This is a genomic window from Streptomyces sp. NPDC002602 (assembly GCF_042889445.1).
GTDB lineage: Bacteria > Actinomycetota > Actinomycetes > Streptomycetales > Streptomycetaceae > Streptomyces.
Window position 1 is genome coordinate 18,754 of sequence record NZ_JBIAQX010000014.1, and the last position, 22,292, is coordinate 41,045.

Genomic DNA, 22,292 nt, shown 5'->3' on the forward strand with positions numbered 1-22,292 from the left:
TGCGTGACATGCGCGGCTCGTGTCGTGTTGTGTCGTGGAGAGGGGGGGGGGGTGGGGCGGCGGCTCTGCGAGCCGCCGGCCCCCGGGTCCCCTCTTCCATCGTGCGTCGCCCGCCGCGCGCCGGCGACCGGCGGAGGTCGCGGCCAGGCGTCGGCGGGCGCACCCTGGAAGCAGGGTGATCCTGGAGGTGGTGCAGCATGTCCACGCTCGTCGGATGGCACGTGGAGTTGGAATTCTCCGAAGAGGGACACCGCACGGGTGCGGCGGCCATGGTGAGGCTCGCGGACGGCTCCGAGATGAGGGCGCACGGCTATGCCATGCGCCACCCGTCGGACCCGGATCAACTGCGGGTCGGCGAGGAGATCGCCGGAGCGAGGGCGCTGATGGACCTCGCGGGTCAGATGTTGCAGAAGGCGCACACGGAGATCGACGAGGCCACGGGACGACACTCGTACCCGCTCAACCGTTGACGGCGCTCAACCGCTGACCTGACCCCGCCCCGGCGTGCGCGCCGGGGCGGGGTCAGGGCGCGCAGCGCCCCTTCCGGCGGGCCGCGCCGCTGGGCGCCGCCGCGCACCGCGTACTGCCAGGTCAGACGGCCTGGGAGGCCGCCGCCGAGAACCAGGAGGGCCGGCCCGTCGCCCTGGGCGTACGAGAGCACCGGCCCGCGCGGGTCGCCGCGCCCGGGTACGTCGGCGAGTTCGGCGGGCCGCGCAGGGGCGGCCCGCCGGGCGATCCGTACGGCCTCGCGCACCACGATGGCCCGTACCCGGCCGTACAGGGTCTCCGGGTCCCGGAGTGAGCGCAGGGCCGCAGGGCCGTGAAGGCGGCGATCAGCGCCTCCGGGGTGGCGTCCGGGGCCGTCGAGGAGCCCGGTCGCCCAGCCCAGGCGGTCGCCCAGCCCAGGCCCGCGAGGCCGCGTACGGCGAGTCCGGCGGCGGGGGTGACGGCGGCGGCGGTGAGCAGGCGGGTGGCCGGGCAGCCCCGGCCGCGGGAGTGGGCGAGGACGGCGGTGGCGCCGGTCAGGGTGATGGCGGCCGGCGGCGGCACGACGGGCGGGCCGAAGGGCACCTCCGTGCCGAGCACGGCGAGCGACAGGGTGCGCTCGTCGGCGGCGGGCCAGGTGGCGTCGGTGGCCCAGTACGGGTGTGCCAGGCCGTCGACGGTCGGCAGGGCGGCCAGCGCGGTGCCGGTGTGGTGTCGGGCGGTGACGTTCATGCGTGCTCCCCCGGGGGTGGTGAATGCCAACACCCCGAGGAGGAGGCCGAGGAGGGGAACGTTCCCGTGGGCCGCGTCACAGGGTGGTGGCGGCCCGAGGGTGTTCCGGTTCTAGTCGCGGACCCAGTCGGTCAGACGGGTCCAGGTGTGCGGGGCGAGGGTCAGGGTGGGACCGTGCGCCACCTTGGAGTCCCGCACGTGCACCTGGCCGGCGGCGCAGGAGCAGGTGGCCACCTCGACGCACTGGCCACCCTCGTCGCTACTGTGGCTTGACTTGCGCCAGGCGACGGCGACTTCGAGGCAGGCGCCGCCCTCGCTGCCGCTGTAGCTGGACTTGAACCACGCGAGTTCGGTGCTCATCGCTCTCCTAGCAGCCGGTCCAACAGGCCCCTCGTCTCATCGAAGTTGAGGGCCTGGGATCGCAGCATCGCATACTTCTGGGTGAGGATGCTGACCTCGTTCGGGTCGCGCACGAGGATGCTGCCGCGCTGGGTTTCGGAGTACGCGAGGTGTTGGTGCTCGGGGGTCTCCAGCAGGGTGAATGGACCTGCGAGGCCCGCGTGGGCGGTGATGCCCAGGGGCAGCACCTGGAGGGCGATGCCCGGCCGATCGGCGCAGGCGAGCAGGTGCCGCACCTGCTCGCGGTGGACCGCGTCACCGCCGATCCGGTCGCGCAGGGCGGCCTCCCAGATCACGAAGCTGAGCGTGGGCGGGGCCGGGCGGCGCAGTATCACCTGTCGTTTGATGCGGCGGGCGGTCTGCAACTCGATCCAGTCCTCGCCGTGGTACGGCACGCGGCAGCCGAGGACGGACCGCGCGTACTCCTCGGTCTGGAGCAGCCCCGGCACGGTCAGCGTGTCGTACCAGGACAGGGCGAGCGCCTCCAGCTCGCGTTCCATGTACTCCTCGGCCCACGGCGGGATGCTGTCGACCTCGGGCATCTTGTTCGCGGCGACCGTCAGCATCCCGGGCAGGCCCAGGATCCGGTCCATCCGCTCGGCGACATCGGGCATCAGGACACGGCGGCCCTGCTCGATGGAGGCCAGCGTCTCGATGTCCAGGGGCACTTCCAGAGCCAGTGCGCGCTGGGTCAGTCCTTTGGCGAGTCGGGCGGCGGCGACCATCTCGCCGACCATCTTCATCGCGGTCGAATTGGGCCGAGGCCTCTTCCTTGGTGGCATGCAACCGAACTCCCCACCTGCGCCCGAGTGATAGCCGTACCAACCCGTACTCAGTGAGGAGTACGAGTCGGTCGTCTCACTCACGCTAGTCACGCACCGCGACCATCGCCCCGTGAACGTGAATATTCAACCCGCCCTGGTGCGGGAGCGGTTCTATCCGCGCAGCCGACAAACCGTGCGTACGACAAGGGAGTTCCTGGGTGAGACGCTCGACGCGTGGGAGGTGACGGCCCGCCGGGACGACCTGTTGCTCTGCGTGAGTGAGCTGGCCACCAATGCCCTGCTGCACGGCGTGCCGCCCGGCCGGGGCTATCGGCTGCGGCTGTTGCGCTTCGAGGGCGCGGTCCGGATCGAGGTGCACGACAGCGGGGGCGGGCGGCCCCGGATCGAGGACCGGGACGTGCGCGTGGAGGGGGGCCGGGGGCTGCTGCTGGTCGCGGCGCTCGCGGACCGGTGGGGGGTCGTGCCGTGCGTGCCCGGGAAGGTGGTGTGGTGCGAGTACGACACGTGAGGAACCCCCGCGGCCCGTGGCGGGCGGCGGGGGTTCCTCGTACGGCGGGTGCGCGTGGGTGCGTGCCTGTGCGTGCGGGTCAGGCGGTGGGGCGGCGACGGCGGCCGGTGCCGGCCACCAGGGCGGCGCCCATCGCCAGGGCCACGCCGCCGGCGCCGAGGGCCCAACTGGTGGCGGGGGAGCTGCCGGTGGCGGCGAGTTCGCCGCCGGCTCCGCCGCCGTTGCCGCCGTTGCCGCCGGGGTTCTGGTTGATCGGCTTGGAGTCGCCGTCGGTGGTGTGCTCGTTGCCGTTGCCGTTGCCGTTGCCGTTGCCGTTGCCGTTGCCGTTGCCCGTGCCCGTTCCGGTGCCCGTGCCCGCCTTCTTGATCTTCGTCAGGATGCCGTCGGAGTGGGACTCGGCGAACTCCCCGGTGTCCTCGTTCACCGTGGCCCAGCCGGCGACGCCGAGGGTCAGGTCTCCGGTCGGGGCGTCGGCGGAGAAGCGGATGCGTACCTGTACGTCGAAGCTCTTGCCCGCTTCGACCGTACCGCCGGCCAACTCGAAGCCGAAGAAGACGCCGTCCTCGTCGTGGAAGTCCGCCTTGTGCCAGCCCTTCTTGCCCTGGGCGTCCTTGCTGTAGACCTCCAGGGCGATCTGGGAGGACTTCATCGAGACCCAGTCGGGGCGCGCCATGATCAGGGCCAGGTCGAGCTGTCGGAGGCGCTGCTTACCGGTGTTGTCGACGTGGATCGAGAGGTTCTGCCAGTCGGCTCCGGCCGTGAAGCCGCCCTTCGGCACGCCGTTCACGGTGAGCGCGGGGCCCTCGACGGGCATCGGGATCTCTTCGCCGTCCTCCGCACCGGTGATCTTGGCCGTGTACCAGGAGGCGGGGGAGTGGGCGACGCCGGCGGCGGTCGTGCTGGAGCCGTCCGTGTAGATCTCGAAGGGCAGGACGGCGATGTCCGCGGCGAAGCTGACGCGCACGTCGAGGGAGTACTTCGCGTTGGGGGCGATCGAGGGGGTCTGGCCCAGGTCGTACTGGATGCCGGGGCCCATCTCCTCGCTCTGGATCGGCGCGGCGGACTTCCAGGCCGCGCCGCTCTGGCCGGCGGCGCGGTACTCGACCTTGATCTGGGAGGCCTTGAAGCGGCCCTCGAGCTCCATGATCGACAGGTGTGGGACGTAGTTCTTGACGGCGATGTGGCCGCCGTTGTCGACCTTGACGGTCAGGTTGGTCCAGCCGCCCCCGGGCCGGAAGCCGTCCTTCGGGATGCCCTGGACGGTGACCTCCGGGCCCATCAGCATCGAGTCGGGCAGCTCGTCCCCCAGGGGGATCCCGGTCTCGCCCGACTTCTCGCCCTGCGGGGCCTTGGGCGCCTGCGGGGCCTGGGGTGCCTTCGGAGTCTCGGAGGTCTTCGGGGCCGGGGTGGCGGCGGGGGAGCCCGTCGGGGCGGTCGGCGCGACCGGGGCCGGCTTGGCCTGGTTCTGCTGCTGCGCGGCCGGGGCGCCGTCGGTCGCCGGTGCGGCGTCCTCCTTCGGCGCGGTGTCCGGAACGATCACTGCCGGCTGGTCGGCGGCCATGGCCGGCGTGGCGGCGAGAACGGTCGGACCCGCGACGGCGGCAGCCGCGACCAGGGCCATGCGCTTGAGCTTCACTTCGATTTCCCCCCATGTCGGCCACGGACGTTCCGGCCCCGACCCTCAACTGAACATGCTCAGATTAGGGGTCGGAGTGGGCCCCGGGGAGGGCTCCCAGATCACGATTGATCGACATTCAACTTTCTCAAGGTGGCCGAAAAAAGACCCCGCCCCCGGAATCGGACTACCGGGGGCGGGGTCGAGCGCGTACGGGTCGTGCGTACGGGAGTGTCAGAGCTTCTCGGGGGTCCGGATCCCGAGGAGGGCCATGCCCTTGGAGAGGGTGCGGGCGGTCAGGTCCGACAGGAAGAGGCGGTTCTCGCCCACGACCAGCTCGGGCTCCGGCTTCACGACCGGGCACTCGGTGTAGAAGGTCGTGAACAGCGAGGACAACTGGTAGAGGTACGCGGCCACCTTGTGCGGGGCGTACTCCCCGGCGGCCTCCGCGACCAGCTCGCCGAAGTGGTCCAGGTGCAGGCCCAGCGCGCGCTCGGCCGGGGCCAGCTCCAGCTCCGGGTGCGCGACCGGGGAACGGTCGCCCGCCTTGCGCAGGATGGACTTGATCCGGGCGTACGCGTACTGGAGGTACACGGAGGTGTCGCCGGTGAGCGAGACCATCTGGTCCAGGTCGAACTTGTAGTCGCGGGCGGCGGAGGTGGAGAGGTCCGCGTACTTGACCGCGCCGATGCCGACCTGGAGGCCGTTCTCGACGATCTCCTCCTCGGTGAGGAGGCCCCGGTCGGCGTCCTTCTCCCGGACGACGGTGGTCGCCCGCTCGACGGCCTCGTCCAGCAGGTCCACCAGCCGCACCGTCTCGCCCTCACGGGTCTTGAACGGCTTGCCGTCCTTGCCGAGGACGGTGCCGAAGGCCAACTGCACGGCCTTGGTGTCCTCGTTCAGCCAGCCGGCGCGGCGGGCGGTCTCGAAGACCATCTTGAAGTGCAGGGACTGACGGGCGTCGACCACGTAGAGGAGCGTGGTCGCGTTCAGCCCGCCCACCCGGTCGCGGATCGCGGAGAGGTCGGTGGCGGCGTAGCCGAAGCCGCCGTCCGACTTCTGGACGATCAGCGGGGTCGGGTTGCCGTCCGGGCCCTTGACGTCGTCGAAGAAGACGCAGAGCGCGCCGTTGGAGCGGACGGCGACGCCCGAGTCCTCCAGCAGCTTGCAGGTCTCCACGAGCATGTCGTTGTAGCCGGACTCGCCGACCACGTCGGGGTCCTGGATGTCCATGTCCAGCTTGTTGAAGACGGAGTAGAAGTAGATCTTCGACTCGTCCACGAACCGCTGCCACAGGGCGAGGGTCTCCGGCTCGCCGGCCTGGAGGTCGACGACCCGGGCGCGGGCGCGCGTCTTGAACTCCTCGTCGGAGTCGAAGAGGGCGCGCGAGGCCTTGTAGAGCCGGTTCAGGTTGGACATGGCCTCCTCGCCGGAGGCCTCCTCGTCCGACTTGTGGTCCAGCTCGTGCGGGTGCTCCATCAGGTACTGGATGAGCATGCCGAACTGGGTGCCCCAGTCGCCGATGTGGTGCCGGCGGACGACCTTCTCGCCCGTGAACTCCAGGATCTCGACCATCGCGGCGCCGATCACGGCGGACCGCAGGTGACCGACGTGCATCTCCTTGGCGACGTTCGGCTGGGCGTAGTCGATCACCGTGGTGCCCGGGTGCTCGGCGAGCGGCACGCCGAGGCGGTCGTCGCCGGCCCGCGCGGCGAGGGTCTCGATGATCGCCTTGTCGGTGATCGTGATGTTGAGGAAGCCGGGGCCCGAGACCTCGATCTCCTTGATCAGGTCACCCGTCGGGATGCCCTCGACCACGGTCGTCGCCAGCTCGCGCGGGTTGGCCTTGGCCTTCTTCGCGAGCGCCAGGATGCCGTTGGCCTGGAAGTCGGCCCGGTCGCTTCGTCGCAGCAGCGGGTCGGCGCCACCGGCCTCCGGCAGGGCCGAGGCGAGGGCGTCCGCGACGCGCTGATTGACGGAAGAAGCGAGGGAAGGGACCGAGGCCATGAGCTGCCGTTCCTGTGAGGTTGTGCCGGTGGGTGCACTTGGTTGTTCCGACAAGTGCCGAGTATCCCACGCGCGGCCTTTCGCTTTCGCGGGATATCGGGTGCGGGGAGCAACCTCGGAGCGGCCCGTTCCGTCTGGGAGAATGGCGAAGCCAGCATTCGAGTAGAAGGACGTGTCGTGGCTCAGAGCAGCACCGAGACCGACTGGGTCTCCCGTTTCGCGGACGAGGTCATCGCCGAGGCGGAGCGCCGAGCACCCGGCAAACCTGTCGTCGTCGCGTCCGGACTCTCCCCTTCCGGCCCGATCCACCTGGGCAACCTCCGCGAGGTCATGACCCCGCACCTGGTCGCGGACGAGATCCGCCGCCGGGGCATCGAGGTCCGCCACCTGATCTCGTGGGACGACTACGACCGCTACCGGAAGGTGCCGGCCGGCGTCCCCGGCGTCGACGAGACGTGGGCCGCGCACATCGGCAAGCCGCTGACCGCCGTCCCCGCCCCGGCCGGGTCCGCGTACGGCAGCTGGGCCGAGCACTTCAAGGCCGCGATGGTCGAGGCGCTCGCCGAGATGGGCGTCGAGTACGACCCGATCAGCCAGACCGAGCAGTACACCAACGGTGTGTACCGCGAGCAGGTCCTGCACGCGATGAAGCACCGCGGTGACATCGACGCCGTGCTCGACCAGTACCGCACCAAGCAGAAGCCGGGCGGCAAGAAGCCCCAGCAGAAGCAGGTCGACGAGGCCGAGCTGGAGGCCGCCGAGGGCTCCGGCGCGGCCGCCGAGGACGACGGCAGCAGCGCCGAGGGCGGGTACTTCCCGTACAAGCCCTACTGCGCTCAGTGCGGCAAGGACTTCACCACGGTCACGTCCTACAACGACGAGACCACGGAGCTGACCTACGTCTGCACCGAGGACGAGTTCAGCGAGACGGTCAAGCTCAGCGAGTTCAACCGCGGCAAGCTGGTGTGGAAGGTCGACTGGCCGATGCGCTGGGCCTACGAGGGCGTGATCTTCGAGCCCTCGGGCGTCGACCACTCCTCGCCCGGCTCGTCGTTCCAGGTCGGCGGGCAGATCGTGCACATCTTCGGCGGCGAGCAGCCGATCGGTCCGATGTACGCGTTCGTCGGCATCAGCGGCATGGCCAAGATGTCCTCCTCGAAGGGTGGCGTCCCGACGCCCTCCGACGCGCTGAAGATCATGGAGCCGCAGCTGCTGCGCTGGCTGTACGCGCGCCGCAAGCCGAACCAGTCCTTCAAGATCGCCTTCGACCAGGAGATCCAGCGGCTCTACGACGAGTGGGACAAGCTGGAGTCCAAGGTCGCCGACGGCTCCGTGCTGCCGGCCGACGCGGCCGCGCACACCCGCGCGGTCCGCACCGCGGAGGGTGAACTGCCGCGCACCCCGCGGCCGATGGCGTACCGGACGCTCGCGTCCGTCGTCGACATCACCGCCGGGCACGACGAGCAGACCCTGCGCATCCTGTCCGACCTGGACCCGACGTCGCCGCTGACCTCGCTCGACGAGGTACGGCCGCGTCTGGACCGCGCCGAGAACTGGATCACCACCCAGGTCCCGGCCGACCAGCGCACGCTGGTCCGCGAGGAGCCCGACACCGAGCTGCTGTCCTCGCTGGACGAGGAGGGCCGCGAGTCCCTGCGGCTGCTGGTCGACGGGCTCGACTCGCACTGGTCGCTGGACGGGCTCACCACCCTGGTCTACGGCGTGCCGAAGGTCATGGCCGGCCTGGAGCCCGACGCCAAGCCGACGCCGGAACTCAAGGTCGCGCAGCGGACGTTCTTCGCCCTGCTCTACCGGCTGCTCGTGACCCGGGAGACCGGGCCGCGCCTGCCCACGCTGCTGCTGGCGGTCGGGGCGGACCGGGTGCGCAAGCTGCTGGCCGTCTGAGGCGGCCGAACCCGCCGAGGCACCGCGTACGACGCGCGAGGGCCCGCACCCCCTGGGGGGTGCGGGCCCTCGCGCGTGCGGTGCGGGTGCTGCCGGTGGTGCCTGCGGCGTTGCGGTGCCGGCCGTTTCCTTCGGGCTCGGGGCTCGGGGCTTCGGGCTCCGGGTTGCGGGCTCCGGGTTACGCGATGTGCTCGTTCTCCAGGTCGCGCTGGTAGCGCTGCTTCAGCTCCGGCATGAGCCGCCGGATCATCGAGGCGCTGCGCGGGTGCACGATGCCGTGCCGGTCCGAGAGGTGTATGTCGACCTGCTCGGGCGTGGGGAACTGGGAGAACTCGTCGAGGTAGGCGCGGAAGACCTCGTACGCCGCCTCCGCGAACTTCGCCTCGTCGACCTGGGCGTCGTCGGTGTCGGTGTCGGCGTAGATGTCGGTGTCGGCTTGAGAGGCCGCGGCCTCCTGGGCGCGGGGGGCCGGGATCGGCAGCTCCTGCTGCTCGGGCCGCCGCTGCTCCTCCGGGCCGGTCGGGGGCATCACCGGGATCGGCTCCAGCCCCTCCACGTACTGCGGGTTGTAGCCACCCTCGTACGCGGCCTGCGGGGCCAGCGGCGCGGCGAACCACGCGCTGTTGTGCGCCGCCGGCATGGCCGTCGGATCCACCGCGAAGGGCGCCGGGCCTTGGAACACCGGTCCGGCCTCGGCGGGGCCGGGCTGCACGGGCTCGGGCTGTACGGGCTCGGGCTGTACGGGGCCGGGCTGTGCGGGGCCGGGCTGTGCGGGCTGCGGTGGTGGTGCCTGTACGGGGGCCGCGGCCTGCTCGGGCGCGGGCGCCGGGGCGGGCGTGGGCGTGGCGGACGGTTGGAGGCGCGCCGTCGCGGCCGTGAGCGCGGGGGTCTCCGCCAGGGCCTGGGCGGCCTGGACCTCGGGGAGGGCCGTCGCGCCGGGAGCCGCCGGGGGCAGCAGCACCGGGTCGATGCCCGCCGCCGCCAGTCCCTCCGGGGCGGTCTGCGCCAGCGGCACCCCGATGCGGGCCAGCCTGAGCGGCATCAGCGCCTCGACGGGGGCCTTGCGGCGCCAGGCCCGCCCGTACCGGGCCTGGAGGCGCGCCTGGTAGATCAACCGGTCCTGCTCCATGCCGACGGCCTGCTCGTAGGAGCGCAGCTCCCACAGCTTCATGCGGCGCCACAACTTGAAGGTGGGGAGGGGCGACAGCAGCCAGCGGGTGATCCGCACGCCCTCCATGTGCCGGTCCGCGGTGATGTCCGCGATCCGACCCACCGCGTGCCGGGCCGCCTCGACGGTGACCACGAACAGGATCGGGATCACGGCGTGCATGCCCACGCCGAGCGGATCCGGCCAGGCCGCCGCGCCGTTGAACGCGATCGTCGCCGCCGTCAGCAGCCACGCGGTCTGGCGCAGCAACGGGAACGGGATCCGTATCCACGTCAGCAACAGGTCCAGCGCCAACAGCACGCAGATGCCCATGTCGATGCCTATGGGGAACACGAGCGAGAAGCTGCCGAAGCCCTTCTGCAGCGCCAGCGCGCGCACCGCGGCGTACGAGCCCGCGAAACCGATCCCCGCGATGACCACGGCACCGGCGACCACGACACCGATCAATATGCGGTGCGTGCGAGTCAGCTGCATCGCGGCCACCCGCGATCCCCTCCCCTTGACGAGCTATGGCAGGCACAGAGTACGGGTGGCGCGCGGATGACCGGCTGTCAGCCCCACGTCCGTCCCCGACCCCGTCCCCACGGTCATCCTCGCGGTCAGCTCTCCTGGGTGGCCTGCGCGGACGGCGACTGCTCGGGAGCCTTGGACGGCTCGCCCGACTTCGAGGGCTCCGCGGACGGCTTCGCGGACGGCTTCGCGGCCGGGGCGTTCTTGCCCGCGGCGTCGACCGAGGCCACGATCTCGCGGGCCGCGACGGTCGCGTCCTCGAGCAGCTTGGCGCGGTCCGGGGCGGCGGCGCCCTCGTACGCGGCACCGTTGTAGTCGAGGGTGACCACGACGTTCTGGGCGCGGACCAGAATGGTGTTGTTGAGGAACTCGACGTCCTTCTTCAGGTTGTAGGCCACCGAGGTGCCCTCGTCGCCGATCCCGCCGGCCGGCTCCGTCTTGAGTTCCTGCGCGCCCTCGGAGGCCTTCGCGGCCTCCACCTGCTTCTTGTACTGCTCCGCGGCGCGCTTGTTGCCGCTGCCGAGGGAGGCGTGCGAGTCGTAGCGGACCAGGGAGATCGAGAGCCAGTGGTACTGCGAGCCCTTCAGGCCGTCCTCGTCCAGGCCGTTCCAGGAGCAGCTGGCGCGGGTGGACAGGTCGTTCGACTTGGTGGCCGCGCCGTCCTTGTCCTTCGCCTCCGGGACGAGCGTCTCGATGGTCTTCGCCTGTATCGCCTTGCAGGGGTCGGGCAGTGAGAGGTACGCCACCTTCTCCAGGGTGGCCGAGGCCTTCGGGGTCGGCTTCGAGGACGAGGAGGAGTCGGACTTCTTCTTGGCGCTGTCCGAGCCCGAGTCCTTGCCCGAATCGGAGGAGCAGCCGGCGACGGTGAGGATCATCGGGACTGCTGCGCAGGCGAGGACTCGGGTGAGGCGCGAGGCTGATCGGTGCATGGTTCCTTCAGTCGTTGAGGCTCTTCTTGGGGGCGCATTGCGGGCGCGGGACGCGAGCAACGGTAGCTCGACCCGGCGTCCGCCTGCTGTGCGCGCCGTCACGCGGGACCCGTACGCCCCCGGCGGCGGGCCGGGTCAGTCGTTGAAACGCTCGACCAGGGCCTGCGCCAACTGGCGCACGCTGTCCTGGGTTTCCCCGCTCGGGGGGACGACGGCGGGGAGGGCGGGCTGGACGCTGTACTCGATGGTCACGATGACGTTCGAGGTACGGAACACGAGGCGCACGGTCCGGGCCCGGGCGGCCGTGGCGTCGGGGGTGCCGAGCTTGTCCTCGACGTACGCCTCGGTGCCGAGGCCCTCCAGCACGCGGGAGCCCAGCTCGGGGGCCGCGGTGGGCGAGGGGCTGCCGGACGGGCTGCCGGACGGCGTACCGCCGGGAGTGCCGGAGGGGCTCGTACCGGGGGCGCTCGGGGTGCTGCTCGGAGGGGCGCTCGGGGGGGCGCTCGGGGCCGGGCTCCCGGTGGCCGGGGGCGCGATGGGGGAATTGGGCGCGGGCGCCGTCGAGGAGCCCGGGGTGGGGCTGCCCGTGGGCCCGGGGAAGGGCAGGTGGGCTTCGGTGAGGCGCCGTACGAACACCTGGCGCGCCTTGTCGTCGTCGCTCGTGGTGGCGCGGTCGTACGAGACCACGCGCTCGAACCCGACCGACAGCAGCAGCCGCTCCTGCGGCGTCTGGGAGTTCCACCGGCAGCCGACGCGCCGGTCGCCGTCGTACGAGGCGTCCGCGACCCCGGCGTACAGCTTCTCCCGCTGCTCGTCGGTGAGGCTCTCGGCGGCGGGCAGCATGGCCTTGAGCCGCTTCGCGTCGATGGCCTTGCAGGGTGCGGGCAGGCTGCGGTACTTCCCCGGTTGGGCGGGCGCCGAGGTGTTGTCGCCGGCCTTCGCGTCGCTGCTGCTCCCGATGCCGTTCCCCTCGGTGCACCCGGTGAGGCCGGTGATGCCGGCCGCGAGTGCGGTGAGCATCGCGATGCCCGACAGGACCGGGCGTCGTACCGCCTTGCGCTGCACGTCCAATGGCTCCCTTCGACCGGCCGGCCGCCCGACGGTCAGGAAAATGCGTTGCCGCGACTTGGGCGCGGATGGAAACAATGTCTATCGCACACGCTGGTGCCGGCGCCGGTCCCAAGTCTGGTTTGGGATGAAGAGCGAGGCTTTTTGCGTATTGATACTTTCCTGTGGTTAACGGGGTTTTGAGGCTGCTATGTCGTATGTAGAGGTGCCCGGGGCGCAGGTCCCGATCCGGATGTGGACGGATCCGGCGTCCGTCGAGGACAGCGCGATGCGTCAGTTGCACAACGTCGCCACCCTTCCGTGGATCAAGGGCCTGGCCGTCATGCCCGACGTCCACTACGGCAAGGGCGCCACGGTCGGCTCGGTCATCGCCATGAAGGACGCGGTGTGTCCGGCGGCGGTGGGCGTCGACATCGGCTGCGGCATGTCCGCGGTCAAGACCTCGTTGACGGCGAACGACCTGCCGGGCGACCTGTCGAAGCTGCGGTCGAAGATCGAGCAGGCGATCCCGGTGGGGACGGGCCTGCACCGGGAACCCGTGGACCCGGACCGGCTGTACGGCTTCTCGGTGCCGGGCTACGAAAGCCTCTGGCAGCGCTTCGACCACCTCGCCGACGCGGTCAAGTTCCGTCGGGAACGTGCCGCGAAGCAGATCGGCACGCTGGGCGCGGGCAACCACTTCATCGAGTTCTGCCTCGACGAGGAGGGCGCGGTCTGGCTGATGCTGCACTCCGGTTCCCGCAACATCGGCAACGAACTCGCCGCCCACCACATGGGCGTGGCCCGTGACCTCGCGCACAACCAGAACCTGGTCGACCGGGACCTCGCGGTGTTCCTCGCGGCCACCCCGGAGATGGACGCGTACCGCAACGACCTCTTCTGGGCGCAGGAGTACGCGAAGTACAACCGTGCCGCGATGATGAGCCTCTTCAAGGAGGTCGTCCGCAAGGAGTTCCGCAAGGCGAAGGTCTCCTTCGAGCAGGAGATCAGCTGCCACCACAACTACGTGGCCGAGGAGCGGTACGACGGCATGGACCTGCTGGTCACGCGGAAGGGCGCGATCCGCGCCGGCAGCGGCGACTTCGGGATCATCCCCGGATCCATGGGAACGGGCTCGTACATCGTGAAGGGACTCGGCAACGAGAAGTCCTTCAACTCCGCCTCGCACGGCGCGGGCCGCAAGATGAGCCGCACCGCGGCGAAGAAGCGGTTCTCGGCGCGGGACCTGGAGGAGCAGACCCGGGGTGTGGAGTGCCGCAAGGACACCGGGGTCGTGGACGAGATCCCCGGGGCCTACAAGTCGATCGAGCAGGTCATCGACCAGCAGACCGACCTGGTCAAGGTGGTGGCCAAGCTCAAGCAGGTCATCTGTGTGAAGGGCTGAGCGCGATGGTCGGGGCCGGCGGTCCGCGGCACGGTGCGAGCGGGGCGGTGGAGATCCGGCGCGCGGGCCCAGGCGACGGGGACGCGCTCGGCGAGATCCACGCCGCGGCGTGGCAGGTGGCCTACGCCCCCTTCTTCGAGCCGGGGTTCGCGGCGCGCGCCGTGGCCGACCGGCGCACGCGGTGGCACCGGCGGGTCGCGGAGGAGGCGGGGGGTGTGGCGCCTGCCGTGGGCGTGGGGTCCGGGGCGGGTGCGGGGTCCGGGGTCGGGTCCGGGGCGGGGGCCGGGTCCGGGGCGGGGTCCGGGGCGGGTGCGGCGGTCACGCTGCTCGCCGTGGTCGACGGCCGCCCCCTGGCCCTGTCCGTGACGCTCCCCTCCGCGAGCCGGCCCGACTTCGCGGAGATCGCCAGCTTCTACGCCCACCCCGACGGCTGGGGCACCGGCGTGGCCGCCGCCCTGATGGACGAGACCCTGCGCCCCCTGCGCGCGCAGGGGTACGCCGGGGTGCACCTGTGGACCCTGCGCGACACCCCGCAGTCCCGCCGCTTCTACGTCAAGTGCGGCTTCGCGGAGTGCGGCACCGCGCGCGCCTTCGACTTCGGGGAGGGCAACCTCCTCGAACAGGTCGAGTACGCGCGTCCGTTGGCGGCGGGTGGGGCGGGCGCGGCGGGCTGAGGCGGGGCCGGCGGGTTGAGGCGGGGGCCGGGGCGACGGCTACGGCTCGCGGTGGACCTTCGTGTTCGAGGCCTGGGCGCGGGGGCGGACCACCAGGAGGTCGATGTTGACGTGGCTGGGGCGGGTCACCGCCCACGTGATGGTGTCGGCCACGTCATCGGCGGAGAGGGGCTCCGCGACGCCGGCGTAGACCTTCTCCGCCTTCTCCGCGTCACCCCGGAAGCGGGTCCTCGCGAACTCCTCGGTCTTGACCATGCCGGGGGCGATCTCGATGACGCGCACGGGCTGCCCGACGATCTCCAGGCGGAGGGTCTCGGCGAGGACGCGGGCGCCGTTCTTGGCGGCGACGTAGCCCGCGCCGCCCTCGTAGGTGGAGTGACCGGCGGTGGAGGAGAGCACGACGACGGTGCCGTCACCGGAGGCGACGAGGGCGGGCAGCAGCGCCTGGGTGACGTGCAGCGTGCCGATGACGTTGACCTCGTACATCGTGCGCCAGTCGGCGGGGTCGCCGGTGGCGACGGGCTCGGCCCCGAGGGCTCCGCCGGCGTTGTTCACGATCACGTCGCAGCGCTCCAGCGAGGCGGCGAAGGCGTCGACGGCGGCTCGGTCGGTGACATCGAGCGCGTACGCGGTGGCCTGGTGACCGGCCTCGGTCAGCTCGGCGGCGAGGGCCTCGATGCGGTCCTTGCGGCGGGCGGTGAGAACGACGTGGTAGCCGGCTGCGGCGAGCTGCCGGGCGGTGGCCGCACCGATTCCGCTGCTCGCGCCGGTGACTACGGCGGTTCGGGTGGCCGTGCTCATGGGCGGGGCTCCTCGTTCGATCGTGGGCGTGTCGTGCGTGGTGCGTGGTGCGTTGCGGGTCGTGCGTGGTGCGTCGTGCGTTGCGGGTCGTGCGTTGCGTGTCGCGCGTCGCGGGTGGTGCGTCTTGTTTCTCGGGTCGTGCGTTCGTCGTGCGTACGGACGATTCCCCGCCAGCATAGGCGGCCGGGTGGATGCCGCCGGTCGGCCCCGGGAGCGGGTGGGCACGCCCACTTTCGTGTGATGGTCCGACCGGTCGAGCCGTGGGCCCATTAGCGTCCGCGCGAGGAGGTGGTGTCGGTGCGCCGTGGTGCCGTACGAAGTGTGGTGATGGCGGGCTTGCTGCTGCTCGCGGGCGTCGGAGGCGCCGGGGGCGCCGGGGCGTCGGCGGGGCCCGAGGCGGATGTGGCGTACCACGGGAGGGTCTCCCTGGGGCACGCGCAGTTGCGGGTCTGGTTGGTCCCGGAGAACGAGGGACCGTCGGCGCTGCCCAATGCCACGGTGCGGATCCGGCTCTCGACCGACCTCGCGGATCGGCAGGAGCTTGCCGAGGGCTGCGCCCGGGCGGGGCTGCGCGAGGTGGTCTGCGAGACGGGCGCGCTGCCGGAGCACGGCCAGGGTCGACACATCGGGCTGCTGCTGGCGCTGCGCGAGCCGGTGCCGGAGGTGGTGTTGCGGGTCGATACGTATTGGAACGGCGGCGCGACCGACCGGAACCACATGAACAACGAGCACGTGGTGCTGGCGCTGGACACGGGCGACTCGTACGCCTTCTGAGCGGGGCGGCGGGGCGCGGGCCTTCCGGTTCCGGGTCGCGGGCCTCGGGTGGTGGCTTCGTGCTCCTGGCTTCGGGCGCTGCGTACGGAAGCCGTCGCCCGGGGACTTCCGCCCCGGGTGACGGCTTTCGGCTGCGGGCTGTGGCTGCGGGCTGTGGCTGCGGGCTGCGGGCTGCGGATTGTGGGTTGTGGCTGCGGGGCGTGGGCTATGGCTTGTGGTTTCCGGCTTCGGGTCCGGGGAGCAGCCAGTGGGCGGTGGCCGCAGCGATCTCGGAGTCCGAGGCGTGCTCGGCACTCCAGGCCAGGTATCCGTCGGGGCGCACGAGAACGCAGGCCGTACGGTCGTCCGCCCGCCACTGGTGGTGGGCCAGGGGCGCTCCGGGCGGGGTGGCCCGGCCGGGCGGGGTGACGAGGACGAAGCCGCCGGCGCGCAGGGCCTCGTACAGCCGCAGGCCCCCGGCGAGCGGCAGGTCGGGCGCGCGCCGGCCCGCGAGCGTGGGACGGCGCACGCCGGCGGGCGGCGCATAGGCGATGCCGATACCGGAGATCGTGGCGAGGGCGCGGTCCTGGGCGGGTCCGACCCGGGCGAGGACACCCGTGGCGAGCCTGCGGGCGGTGCGCAGGACGGGGCCGCCGACCATGACGGTGCGGACGAGGGCCCCGCTGACGCGCAGGACGCGGCGTCCGACGGGGTGGCGCTCGCGGTGGTAGCTGTCGAGGAGGGCCTCGGGGTCGGGGGCCTGCCCGTGGAGGACGGCGGCGAGCTTCCAGGAGAGGTTGGCGGCGTCCTGCAGGCCGGTGTTCATGCCGAGGCCGCCGGCGGGGGAGTGGACGTGGGCGGCGTCGCCGGCGAGGAAGACGCGACCGACGCGGTACCGGGGGACCTGGCGTTCGTCGCTCTGGAAGCGCGACATCCAGCGGGGGTCGTGCATGCCGTGGTCGGTGCCGAGGGCCTGGCGGGTGATGTCGCGCACCTCGTCGAGGTCGACGGGGCTGATGGAGCTGACGGGGTCGACGGGGCTTACGGGGTCGACGGGGCTGACGGGGCTGACGTGGGTATCGGGGGCGGCGGGGGTGTGGGACGCGGCCGGGGTGTCGTGGCGCCAGGCGATGGCGCGGTACCAGCCGTCGCCGAAGGGGACGAGGAAGGCGAAGGCGTCGGCGGTGCCGTTGGCGGTGAGGACGTCCTGCGGCGGGTCGGTGAGGCGGACGTCGGCCAGGACCATCGAGCGGACGACGGCCGCCTTGCCGGGGAAGGGCAGGCCGAGGGCTTCGCGGAGGGTGGAGCGGACCCCGTCGGCGCCCACCGCGTGGCGGGCGTGGATCACCTGGGTGGGGTGGACCGGTTCGTCCGTCGGGTGGACCGTGTCCGTCGAGCCGGCGGCGTCCGTGGGGTGCCCGGTCGTGGTGAGGGTGAGCGTGACGGTGTCGCGGTCCTGCTGGAGGCCGGTGATCCGACAGTCGTACCGGATGTGCACACCTGTGGACAGAGCGCGACGCTCCAGGAGTTTCTCTGTCTCATATTGGGGGGTGATGAGCACGAAGGGGTAGCGGGAGCGCAGGCGTTGGAGGGAGAGGGGCATGCCACCGAAGGGGCGTACGCGGTCGATCCGTCGGCCGGTGGAGACGAGTTCGTCGGCGAGGCCGCGCGCGTCGAGGAGTTCGAGGGTGCGCGCGTGGACGGCGAATGCGCGGGTGAGGTTGGCGGCGGTGCGGGGGCGTTGCTCGACGAGGGTGACGGAGAGTCCGGTGGCGGCGAGGTCACCGGCGAGCAGGAGCCCGGTGGGGCCGGCGCCGACGACGACCACGTCGACGATGTCCTTGGCGGCAGCGTCTGTCATGCCCCGGCAGTCTGCCGGCCGGGGGCCTCCGTGGAGCTGATCCAGGCCATCGTTTCGGGTCTTGTCGCCCGGCAGAATTCGAGCGGCCGGCCCGGGGGTGGTCACGAAGTGGCGCCGGCGTCCGCAGGCGAGGCGGGACTTTGCGGACACCTCAAGGGCCGTCCCGCAATCCCTGGCGGGCGCACGACGCCGGCCACGGCGCCTCGCCGCGTTGTCGGAACACCCGAATGCGCCCAGTGTGAGGACGTCCCTCCGCCGTGCGACGCACCGCGCCGACGCCGTGCGCCGATCCACCGGGGATTGCGGGACAGTCCTCAGGCGTTGGCGTCGTCGCCGAATTCCGCGAGCGCTTCGTCGACGATTCGTTCCAGGCGCGCGTGGTGGGCGCCTCGCCAGTAGACGCGCTCGCAGTCGGCGCACTGGGCGAAGACGTCGTAGGAGCGCTGCGTGCCGTGTTCGAGGCGATCGCCCACGCTGTCCTTGTCGGCCGCTCGCAGGGGGCCGTTGCAGGCGGTGCAGCGGGTCCAGGGCGTGAGCGTCGGGGCGAATCGGCTGAGGATGTCGCGCAGTTGCTCGTCGGGGTTGTCGCTGTACACGTACGCCCCCGCGAAGATCTCGCGGCGGCGGAGCAGGCCTCGGTCACGGGAGAGCAGTACGCGTCGCTCGGCGGCGGAGCGGGTGGCGAGGGCCGGGTCGCCGATGTCCTCGTTCTCGTAGGCGGTGTCGACACCGAGGAGGCGCAGTCGGCGGGCGAGGGTGCCGAGGTGCACGTCGAGGAGGAAACGGAGGGGAGTGTCGGGCAGGCCCTGCGCGATCTGTTGGGGGCGGTCGACGGCGAAGACCTCGACGGACTCGCCCTCCCGGGGCACGTGGGAGACGGGCACTTCCTGCCCGTCGACGAGGATCCGGCCGACCTCGGTGAGCGGGACGCCGGCCGATTCGACGACGTGGCCGAGGCTGGAGGCGCCGTCGGTGGTCGTCGGCACGCGTGCGGCGCGCCGGCTCGGCGGGGCGAACACGTGCAGTTCAGGGGCGAGGGTGAGCTGAATCCCGGGTCCGTTCACAGGGTCAGCATGCCATCGGCCGGATGGGGGTGCGGCGGAATTACGCGGTGGCGGGTGACGTGGTGGCGGCGGCCTCGTCACGGGCCCGCGCCCGGCCCCGCGACGGCCCGGAGCCCGGGTGGCGGGGCCAGGGCCGCGCCTCGCCGAGGGCGCTGCCTACGGCCGCCGTGCCTCGCCGTGCCTCGCCGTGCGGGGAAGGTGCTGCCCGCGCCGGGCCCCGCGACGGCCCGGGGCCCGGGTGGCGGGTCCCAGGCCGCGCCTTGCCGTGCGGGGAGGGCGCTGCCTACGCCTGCCGTGCCTTGCCGTCCGGGGAAGGTGCTGCCCGCGCCCGCCGCGCCTTGCCGCGCGGGGAAGGCGCTGCCCGCGCCCGGCCCCGCGACGGCCCGGAGCCCGGGTGGCGGGGCCCGGGTCGCGCCTTGCCGTGCGGGGAGGGCGCTGTCCACGCCCGCCGCGCCTTGCCGTGCGGGGAGGGTGCTGCCTACGCCCGCCGTGCCTTGCCGTGGGTGGATGGCCGGTCGGTGCTCTGTCCGTGACCTCGGTCACAGTCGGCCCGCCCGGGGTGGTCAGGGCCAGACGAGGCAGTACGGCTGGTGGCCCGCTTCGTGGAGGCGGTGGGAGAAGTCCTGCCACTCGTGGAGGAGCTGGTAGACGTTGAACGCGTCACGCGGGCCGCCGCGGTCCGGGACGGTGGACCAGATGAAGGCGGCCGCGCCGACCGTCTCCTCGCCCACGCCGCGCAGCGGGTCGACCACCGTCATCGGCAGCTTGACCACGGCGTAGTCGGGGTGGAGGACGACCAGTTCGAGCGGAGGCACCTTGTGCAGCGGTATGCCCTCGATGCCGGTGAGGACCATCGCCGCGACCGTCTCCGGCTTGATCTTGGTGAACAGGCCGCCCATGCCGAGCTCGTCGCCGCCCAGTTCCTCGGGACGCATGGTCACCGGGACCCGGGCCGCGGTCGCGCCGTCGGGGGCGCCGAAGTACTTGTACGTCACGCCCATGCCGCGCCCCCTGGGGAGGCCGTCGGGTGACCGGATGGGGCCTGGTACGGGATCTGCCGCGTCCGCGGCCCGGCGCCGGTGCTTTCCTCGGCGGCGGGCATCACGGGCGCGCTGCGGGTCCAGGCCGTCCGTGCCCTCGCCCGGTCCACCACCGCGTTGCATATCTCCACCCGACTGGTATTGCCTGCCCCGGCCCCGCGGCCCCCGCCACGCAGCCTGATCATCATGGCAGTGACCTCCCCCGGGGCGGCGCGGTGAAACGCCCGTCCGCAAGTCTGTCGCGGCCTCTGAGACCATGGCTGGTGTGAGCTACCCGTATCCGTATGAAGCCCCAGTCTCGCAGAACCTGTTTACGCGCGCGTCCGTTGTGACGCCCGGCGGCGTGAACTCTCCCGTGCGCGCCTTCCGCGCGGTGGGGGGTACGCCCAGGTTCATGGTGTCTGGTACCGGTCCGTATCTGACCGATGCCGACGGCCGCGAGTATGTCGACCTGGTCTGCTCGTGGGGGCCGATGATCCTCGGCCATTCCCACCCGGCCGTGATCGAGGCCGTGCAGGCCGCGGTCGCCCGCGGCACGTCCTTCGGTACGCCCGGTGAGGGCGAGGTGGCGCTGGCGGAGGAGATCGTCGCGCGTGTCGAGCCCGTCGAGCAGGTCCGCCTGGTGTCCTCGGGCACCGAGGCGACCATGTCGGCGATCCGGCTGGCCCGCGGGTTCACCGGTCGAGCCAAGATCGTGAAGTTCGCCGGTTGCTACCACGGTCACGTCGACGCGCTGTTGGCCGCGGCCGGTTCCGGCCTGGCGACCTTCGCCCTTCCCGACACCCCGGGTGTCACGGGCGCGCAGGCCGGGGACACGATCGTGCTCCCGTACAACGACCTCGACGCGGTACGGGCGGCCTTCGCCGCGCACCCCGGCGAGATCGCCTGCGTGATCACCGAGGCGGCGCCCGGCAACATGGGCGTGGTGACGCCGGCCGACGGCTTCAACCAGGGGCTCGCGGACGTGTGTCGGGAGAACGGCGCCCTGTACATCTCGGACGAGGTGATGACCGGCTTCCGCACCTCGCGTGCCGGTTGGTACGGCGTGGACGGGGTCAAGCCCGACCTGATGACCTTCGGCAAGGTCATGGGCGGCGGCTTCCCGGCCGCGGCGTTCGGTGGCCGCGCCGACGTCATGGGCCACCTGGCGCCGGTGGGCCCGGTCTATCAGGCGGGCACCCTGTCCGGGAACCCGATCGCGACCGCCGCCGGTCTGGCGCAACTGCGGCTGTTGGACGACGCGACGTACGAGAAGGTCGACTCGGTCTCCGCCCAGGTTCAGGCGCTGGTCACCGAGGCCTTGAGCAAGGAGGGTGTGGCGCACCGGTTGCAGACCGCCTCCAACATGTTCTCGGTGTTCTTCACCGAGAACGAGGTGAGGAACTACGACGACGCCAAGAAGCAGGAGTCCTTCCGCTTCAACGGCTTCTTCCACTCGATGCTGGCACAGGGCGTCTACCTGCCGCCGTCGGCGTTCGAGTCCTGGTTCGTGTCCAGTGCCCACGACGAGCGGGCCATCGAGCGGATCGCCGCGGCCCTGCCCGCCGCGGCCCGCGCAGCGGCGGAGGCCACCGCATGAGCACCGAGGGAACCAACGAAACGGCCGCGGGCGCCGGGACCACCGGCCCCGCCAACCCCGTCGACATCACCGTCGTGCACCTGATGCGCCACGGTGAGGTGCACAACCCGGACGGTGTGCTCTACGGCCGGCGCGCCGGCTACCACCTCTCCGAGCTGGGCCGGCAGATGGCCGACCGGGTCGCGGAGCACCTCCAGGGCCGGGACATCACGCACGTGGTGGCGTCCCCGTTGGAGCGGGCGCAGGAGACGGCCGCGCCCGTCGCGAAGGTGCACGGTCTGGACCTGGCGACCGACGGCCGGCTGATCGAGGCGGGCAACGTCTTCGAGGGCAAGACCTTCGGCGTGGGGGACGGCGCCCTGCGCAAGCCGGAGAACTGGAAGCACCTGACGAACCCGTTCAAGCCGTCCTGGGGCGAGCCGTACGTGGAGCAGGTGGTGCGGATGATGAGCGCCATCGAGGCCGCGCGCGACGCGGCCCGCGGTCACGAGGCGGTGGCGGTCAGCCACCAACTGCCGATCTGGATCGTGCGCAGCTTCGCGGAGAAGCGTCGGCTGTGGCACGACCCGAGGCGCCGTCAGTGCACGCTGGCGTCGCTGACCTCGTTCACGTACCAGGGCGACAAGCTGGTGTCGGTGGGCTACAGCGAGCCGGCCCGGGATCTGGTGCCGGCGCATCTGCTGGCCGGTGCGAAGCCGGTGAAGGGGAAGTCGAAGGCCTTCGGAGCCTGAGCCTTTCGGGGCCGGTGCTTCGTCGGGGCCGGTGCTTCGTCGGGGTCCGGGCCTCCCTCGGGGGGCTCGGGCCCTTTCGTGTCGGTCCGGGCCGTGCGGGCCGTTCGGGGTTGTCCGGGCCGTTCGTGGGCGGCCGTGACCTCGGCCCACCTCGGCCCGTGACCTCGGCCCACCTCGGCCCGTGACCTCGGCCCACCTCGGCCCGTGACCTCGGCCCACCTCGGCCCGTGACCGCGGCCCGTGACCTCGGACCATGACCTCCCCATGGGTTTCTCTATTTTCATACAAGTCGA

General features: G+C 72.0%; 20 protein-coding genes. 8 read left to right on the forward strand and 12 right to left on the reverse strand.

The features are described from left to right. Positions 1–197: 197 nt before the first annotated feature. On the forward strand, positions 198–470 hold the full coding sequence (locus ACFYW3_RS28885; RefSeq protein WP_053682948.1) for a DUF1876 domain-containing protein: 273 nt from the start codon (positions 198–200) through the stop codon (positions 468–470). A gap of 121 nt (positions 471–591) precedes the next feature. On the opposite strand, the gene ACFYW3_RS28890 is transcribed toward ACFYW3_RS28885, so the two are convergent. From ACFYW3_RS28890 to ACFYW3_RS28900, 3 genes are all read right to left on the reverse strand, one after another. Then, on the reverse strand, positions 592–1,218 hold the full coding sequence (locus tag ACFYW3_RS28890; protein WP_389387822.1) for a hypothetical protein: 627 nt from the start codon (positions 1,216–1,218) through the stop codon (positions 592–594). Between the two features lie 111 nt (positions 1,219–1,329). Next, positions 1,330–1,578 (reverse strand): DUF397 domain-containing protein, encoded by a 249-nt coding sequence (locus ACFYW3_RS28895; protein WP_389387823.1) that lies wholly within the window; start codon positions 1,576–1,578, stop codon positions 1,330–1,332. Next, a complete protein-coding gene (locus ACFYW3_RS28900; protein WP_386939301.1) occupies positions 1,575–2,360 on the reverse strand; it encodes a Scr1 family TA system antitoxin-like transcriptional regulator in 786 nt (261 codons plus the stop codon). The genes ACFYW3_RS28895 and ACFYW3_RS28900 overlap by 4 nt, the downstream gene beginning before the upstream one ends. Before the next feature lie 151 nt (positions 2,361–2,511). Between ACFYW3_RS28900 and ACFYW3_RS28905 the strand changes: the two genes are divergently transcribed. Then, positions 2,512–2,910, forward strand: a complete 399-nt coding sequence (locus ACFYW3_RS28905; protein WP_389387824.1) for an ATP-binding protein — start codon at positions 2,512–2,514, stop codon at positions 2,908–2,910. Between the two features lie 79 nt (positions 2,911–2,989). On the opposite strand, the gene ACFYW3_RS28910 is transcribed toward ACFYW3_RS28905, so the two are convergent. Together ACFYW3_RS28910 and argS are read right to left on the reverse strand one after the other, a co-directional pair. Continuing rightward, the gene (locus ACFYW3_RS28910; RefSeq protein ID WP_389387825.1) at positions 2,990–4,546 is read right to left on the reverse strand and encodes a hypothetical protein; all 1,557 of its coding nucleotides are present in this window, start codon (positions 4,544–4,546) and stop codon (positions 2,990–2,992) included. 213 nt (positions 4,547–4,759) lie between these two features. Further along, complete coding sequence (argS, locus tag ACFYW3_RS28915) at positions 4,760–6,532, reverse strand: arginine--tRNA ligase (RefSeq protein ID WP_351750050.1); 1,773 nt, start codon at positions 6,530–6,532, stop codon at positions 4,760–4,762. 177 nt (positions 6,533–6,709) lie between these two features. Between argS and lysS the strand changes: the two genes are divergently transcribed. Next, positions 6,710–8,437 carry a lysine--tRNA ligase gene (gene lysS, locus ACFYW3_RS28920; RefSeq protein WP_389387826.1) on the forward strand — a complete coding sequence of 576 codons (1,728 nt, stop codon included), beginning with the start codon at positions 6,710–6,712 and terminating at the stop codon, positions 8,435–8,437. 178 nt (positions 8,438–8,615) lie between these two features. On the opposite strand, the gene ACFYW3_RS28925 is transcribed toward lysS, so the two are convergent. The 3 genes from ACFYW3_RS28925 to ACFYW3_RS28935 all read right to left on the reverse strand — a co-directional run bounded on the left by ACFYW3_RS28925 (position 8,616) and on the right by ACFYW3_RS28935 (position 12,109). Then, on the reverse strand, positions 8,616–10,088 hold the full coding sequence (locus ACFYW3_RS28925; protein WP_389387827.1) for a DUF2637 domain-containing protein: 1,473 nt from the start codon (positions 10,086–10,088) through the stop codon (positions 8,616–8,618). Positions 10,089–10,204: 116 nt separating this feature from the next. After that, entirely contained in the window at positions 10,205–11,044 is an 840-nt protein-coding gene (locus tag ACFYW3_RS28930; protein WP_351750047.1) for a DUF3558 family protein, read from the reverse strand. A gap of 135 nt (positions 11,045–11,179) precedes the next feature. After that, on the reverse strand, positions 11,180–12,109 hold the full coding sequence (locus ACFYW3_RS28935) for a DUF3558 domain-containing protein (RefSeq protein WP_389387828.1): 930 nt from the start codon (positions 12,107–12,109) through the stop codon (positions 11,180–11,182). 193 nt (positions 12,110–12,302) lie between these two features. Here ACFYW3_RS28935 and ACFYW3_RS28940 point away from each other — a divergent pair, with 193 nt between their 5' ends. Together ACFYW3_RS28940 and ACFYW3_RS28945 are read left to right on the forward strand one after the other, a co-directional pair. Next, positions 12,303–13,496, forward strand: coding sequence for an RtcB family protein (locus tag ACFYW3_RS28940; RefSeq protein ID WP_389387829.1), 1,194 nt, complete (start codon positions 12,303–12,305; stop codon positions 13,494–13,496). Between the two features lie 47 nt (positions 13,497–13,543). Beyond that, positions 13,544–14,170 (forward strand): GNAT family N-acetyltransferase, encoded by a 627-nt coding sequence (locus ACFYW3_RS28945; RefSeq protein WP_389387830.1) that lies wholly within the window; start codon positions 13,544–13,546, stop codon positions 14,168–14,170. 39 nt (positions 14,171–14,209) lie between these two features. On the opposite strand, the gene ACFYW3_RS28950 is transcribed toward ACFYW3_RS28945, so the two are convergent. Next, positions 14,210–14,971 carry an SDR family NAD(P)-dependent oxidoreductase gene (locus ACFYW3_RS28950; protein WP_389387831.1) on the reverse strand — a complete coding sequence of 254 codons (762 nt, stop codon included), beginning with the start codon at positions 14,969–14,971 and terminating at the stop codon, positions 14,210–14,212. 327 nt (positions 14,972–15,298) lie between these two features. On the opposite strand from ACFYW3_RS28950, the gene ACFYW3_RS28955 reads away from it, so the two are divergent. Further along, entirely contained in the window at positions 15,299–15,745 is a 447-nt protein-coding gene (locus ACFYW3_RS28955; RefSeq protein WP_389387832.1) for a hypothetical protein, read from the forward strand. A 205-nt stretch (positions 15,746–15,950) separates the two neighbouring features. Here the strand turns inward: ACFYW3_RS28955 and ACFYW3_RS28960 are convergent, their stop codons facing one another. The 3 genes from ACFYW3_RS28960 to ACFYW3_RS28970 form a co-directional block, all read right to left on the reverse strand. Next, a complete protein-coding gene (locus ACFYW3_RS28960) occupies positions 15,951–17,585 on the reverse strand; it encodes an FAD-dependent monooxygenase (protein WP_389387833.1) in 1,635 nt (544 codons plus the stop codon). 314 nt (positions 17,586–17,899) lie between these two features. Next, positions 17,900–18,649: a Mut7-C RNAse domain-containing protein gene (locus ACFYW3_RS28965; RefSeq protein ID WP_351750040.1), complete on the reverse strand. Its 750-nt coding sequence runs from the start codon at positions 18,647–18,649 to the stop codon at positions 17,900–17,902. Positions 18,650–19,212: 563 nt separating this feature from the next. Then, on the reverse strand, positions 19,213–19,650 hold the full coding sequence (locus tag ACFYW3_RS28970) for a hypothetical protein (RefSeq protein ID WP_351750039.1): 438 nt from the start codon (positions 19,648–19,650) through the stop codon (positions 19,213–19,215). Positions 19,651–19,945: 295 nt separating this feature from the next. Between ACFYW3_RS28970 and hemL the strand changes: the two genes are divergently transcribed. Both hemL and ACFYW3_RS28980 read left to right on the forward strand, forming a co-directional pair. Beyond that, positions 19,946–21,268: a glutamate-1-semialdehyde 2,1-aminomutase gene (gene hemL, locus ACFYW3_RS28975; protein WP_351750038.1), complete on the forward strand. Its 1,323-nt coding sequence runs from the start codon at positions 19,946–19,948 to the stop codon at positions 21,266–21,268. An 83-nt stretch (positions 21,269–21,351) separates the two neighbouring features. Continuing rightward, positions 21,352–21,999 (forward strand): histidine phosphatase family protein, encoded by a 648-nt coding sequence (locus tag ACFYW3_RS28980; protein WP_107089081.1) that lies wholly within the window; start codon positions 21,352–21,354, stop codon positions 21,997–21,999. Positions 22,000–22,292: the final 293 nt, after the last annotated feature.

What these genes read in the sequence shown, in the direction of transcription:
- ACFYW3_RS28885 (WP_053682948.1), top strand. Translation starts at nt 198, where the DNA reads ATGTCCACGCTCGTCGGATGGCACGTGGAGTTGGAATTCTCCGAAGAG.
- ACFYW3_RS28890 (WP_389387822.1), bottom strand. Translation starts at nt 1,218, where the DNA reads ATGAACGTCACCGCCCGACACCACACCGGCACCGCGCTGGCCGCCCTG.
- ACFYW3_RS28895 (WP_389387823.1), bottom strand. Translation starts at nt 1,578, where the DNA reads ATGAGCACCGAACTCGCGTGGTTCAAGTCCAGCTACAGCGGCAGCGAG.
- ACFYW3_RS28900 (WP_386939301.1), bottom strand. Translation starts at nt 2,360, where the DNA reads ATGAAGATGGTCGGCGAGATGGTCGCCGCCGCCCGACTCGCCAAAGGA.
- argS (WP_351750050.1), bottom strand. Translation starts at nt 6,532, where the DNA reads ATGGCCTCGGTCCCTTCCCTCGCTTCTTCCGTCAATCAGCGCGTCGCG.
- ACFYW3_RS28930 (WP_351750047.1), bottom strand. Translation starts at nt 11,044, where the DNA reads ATGCACCGATCAGCCTCGCGCCTCACCCGAGTCCTCGCCTGCGCAGCA.
- ACFYW3_RS28940 (WP_389387829.1), top strand. Translation starts at nt 12,303, where the DNA reads ATGTCGTATGTAGAGGTGCCCGGGGCGCAGGTCCCGATCCGGATGTGG.
- ACFYW3_RS28950 (WP_389387831.1), bottom strand. Translation starts at nt 14,971, where the DNA reads ATGAGCACGGCCACCCGAACCGCCGTAGTCACCGGCGCGAGCAGCGGA.
- ACFYW3_RS28955 (WP_389387832.1), top strand. Translation starts at nt 15,299, where the DNA reads ATGGCGGGCTTGCTGCTGCTCGCGGGCGTCGGAGGCGCCGGGGGCGCC.
- ACFYW3_RS28960 (WP_389387833.1), bottom strand. Translation starts at nt 17,585, where the DNA reads ATGACAGACGCTGCCGCCAAGGACATCGTCGACGTGGTCGTCGTCGGC.
- ACFYW3_RS28970 (WP_351750039.1), bottom strand. Translation starts at nt 19,650, where the DNA reads ATGGGCGTGACGTACAAGTACTTCGGCGCCCCCGACGGCGCGACCGCG.
- hemL (WP_351750038.1), top strand. Translation starts at nt 19,946, where the DNA reads ATGGCTGGTGTGAGCTACCCGTATCCGTATGAAGCCCCAGTCTCGCAG.
- ACFYW3_RS28980 (WP_107089081.1), top strand. Translation starts at nt 21,352, where the DNA reads ATGCGCCACGGTGAGGTGCACAACCCGGACGGTGTGCTCTACGGCCGG.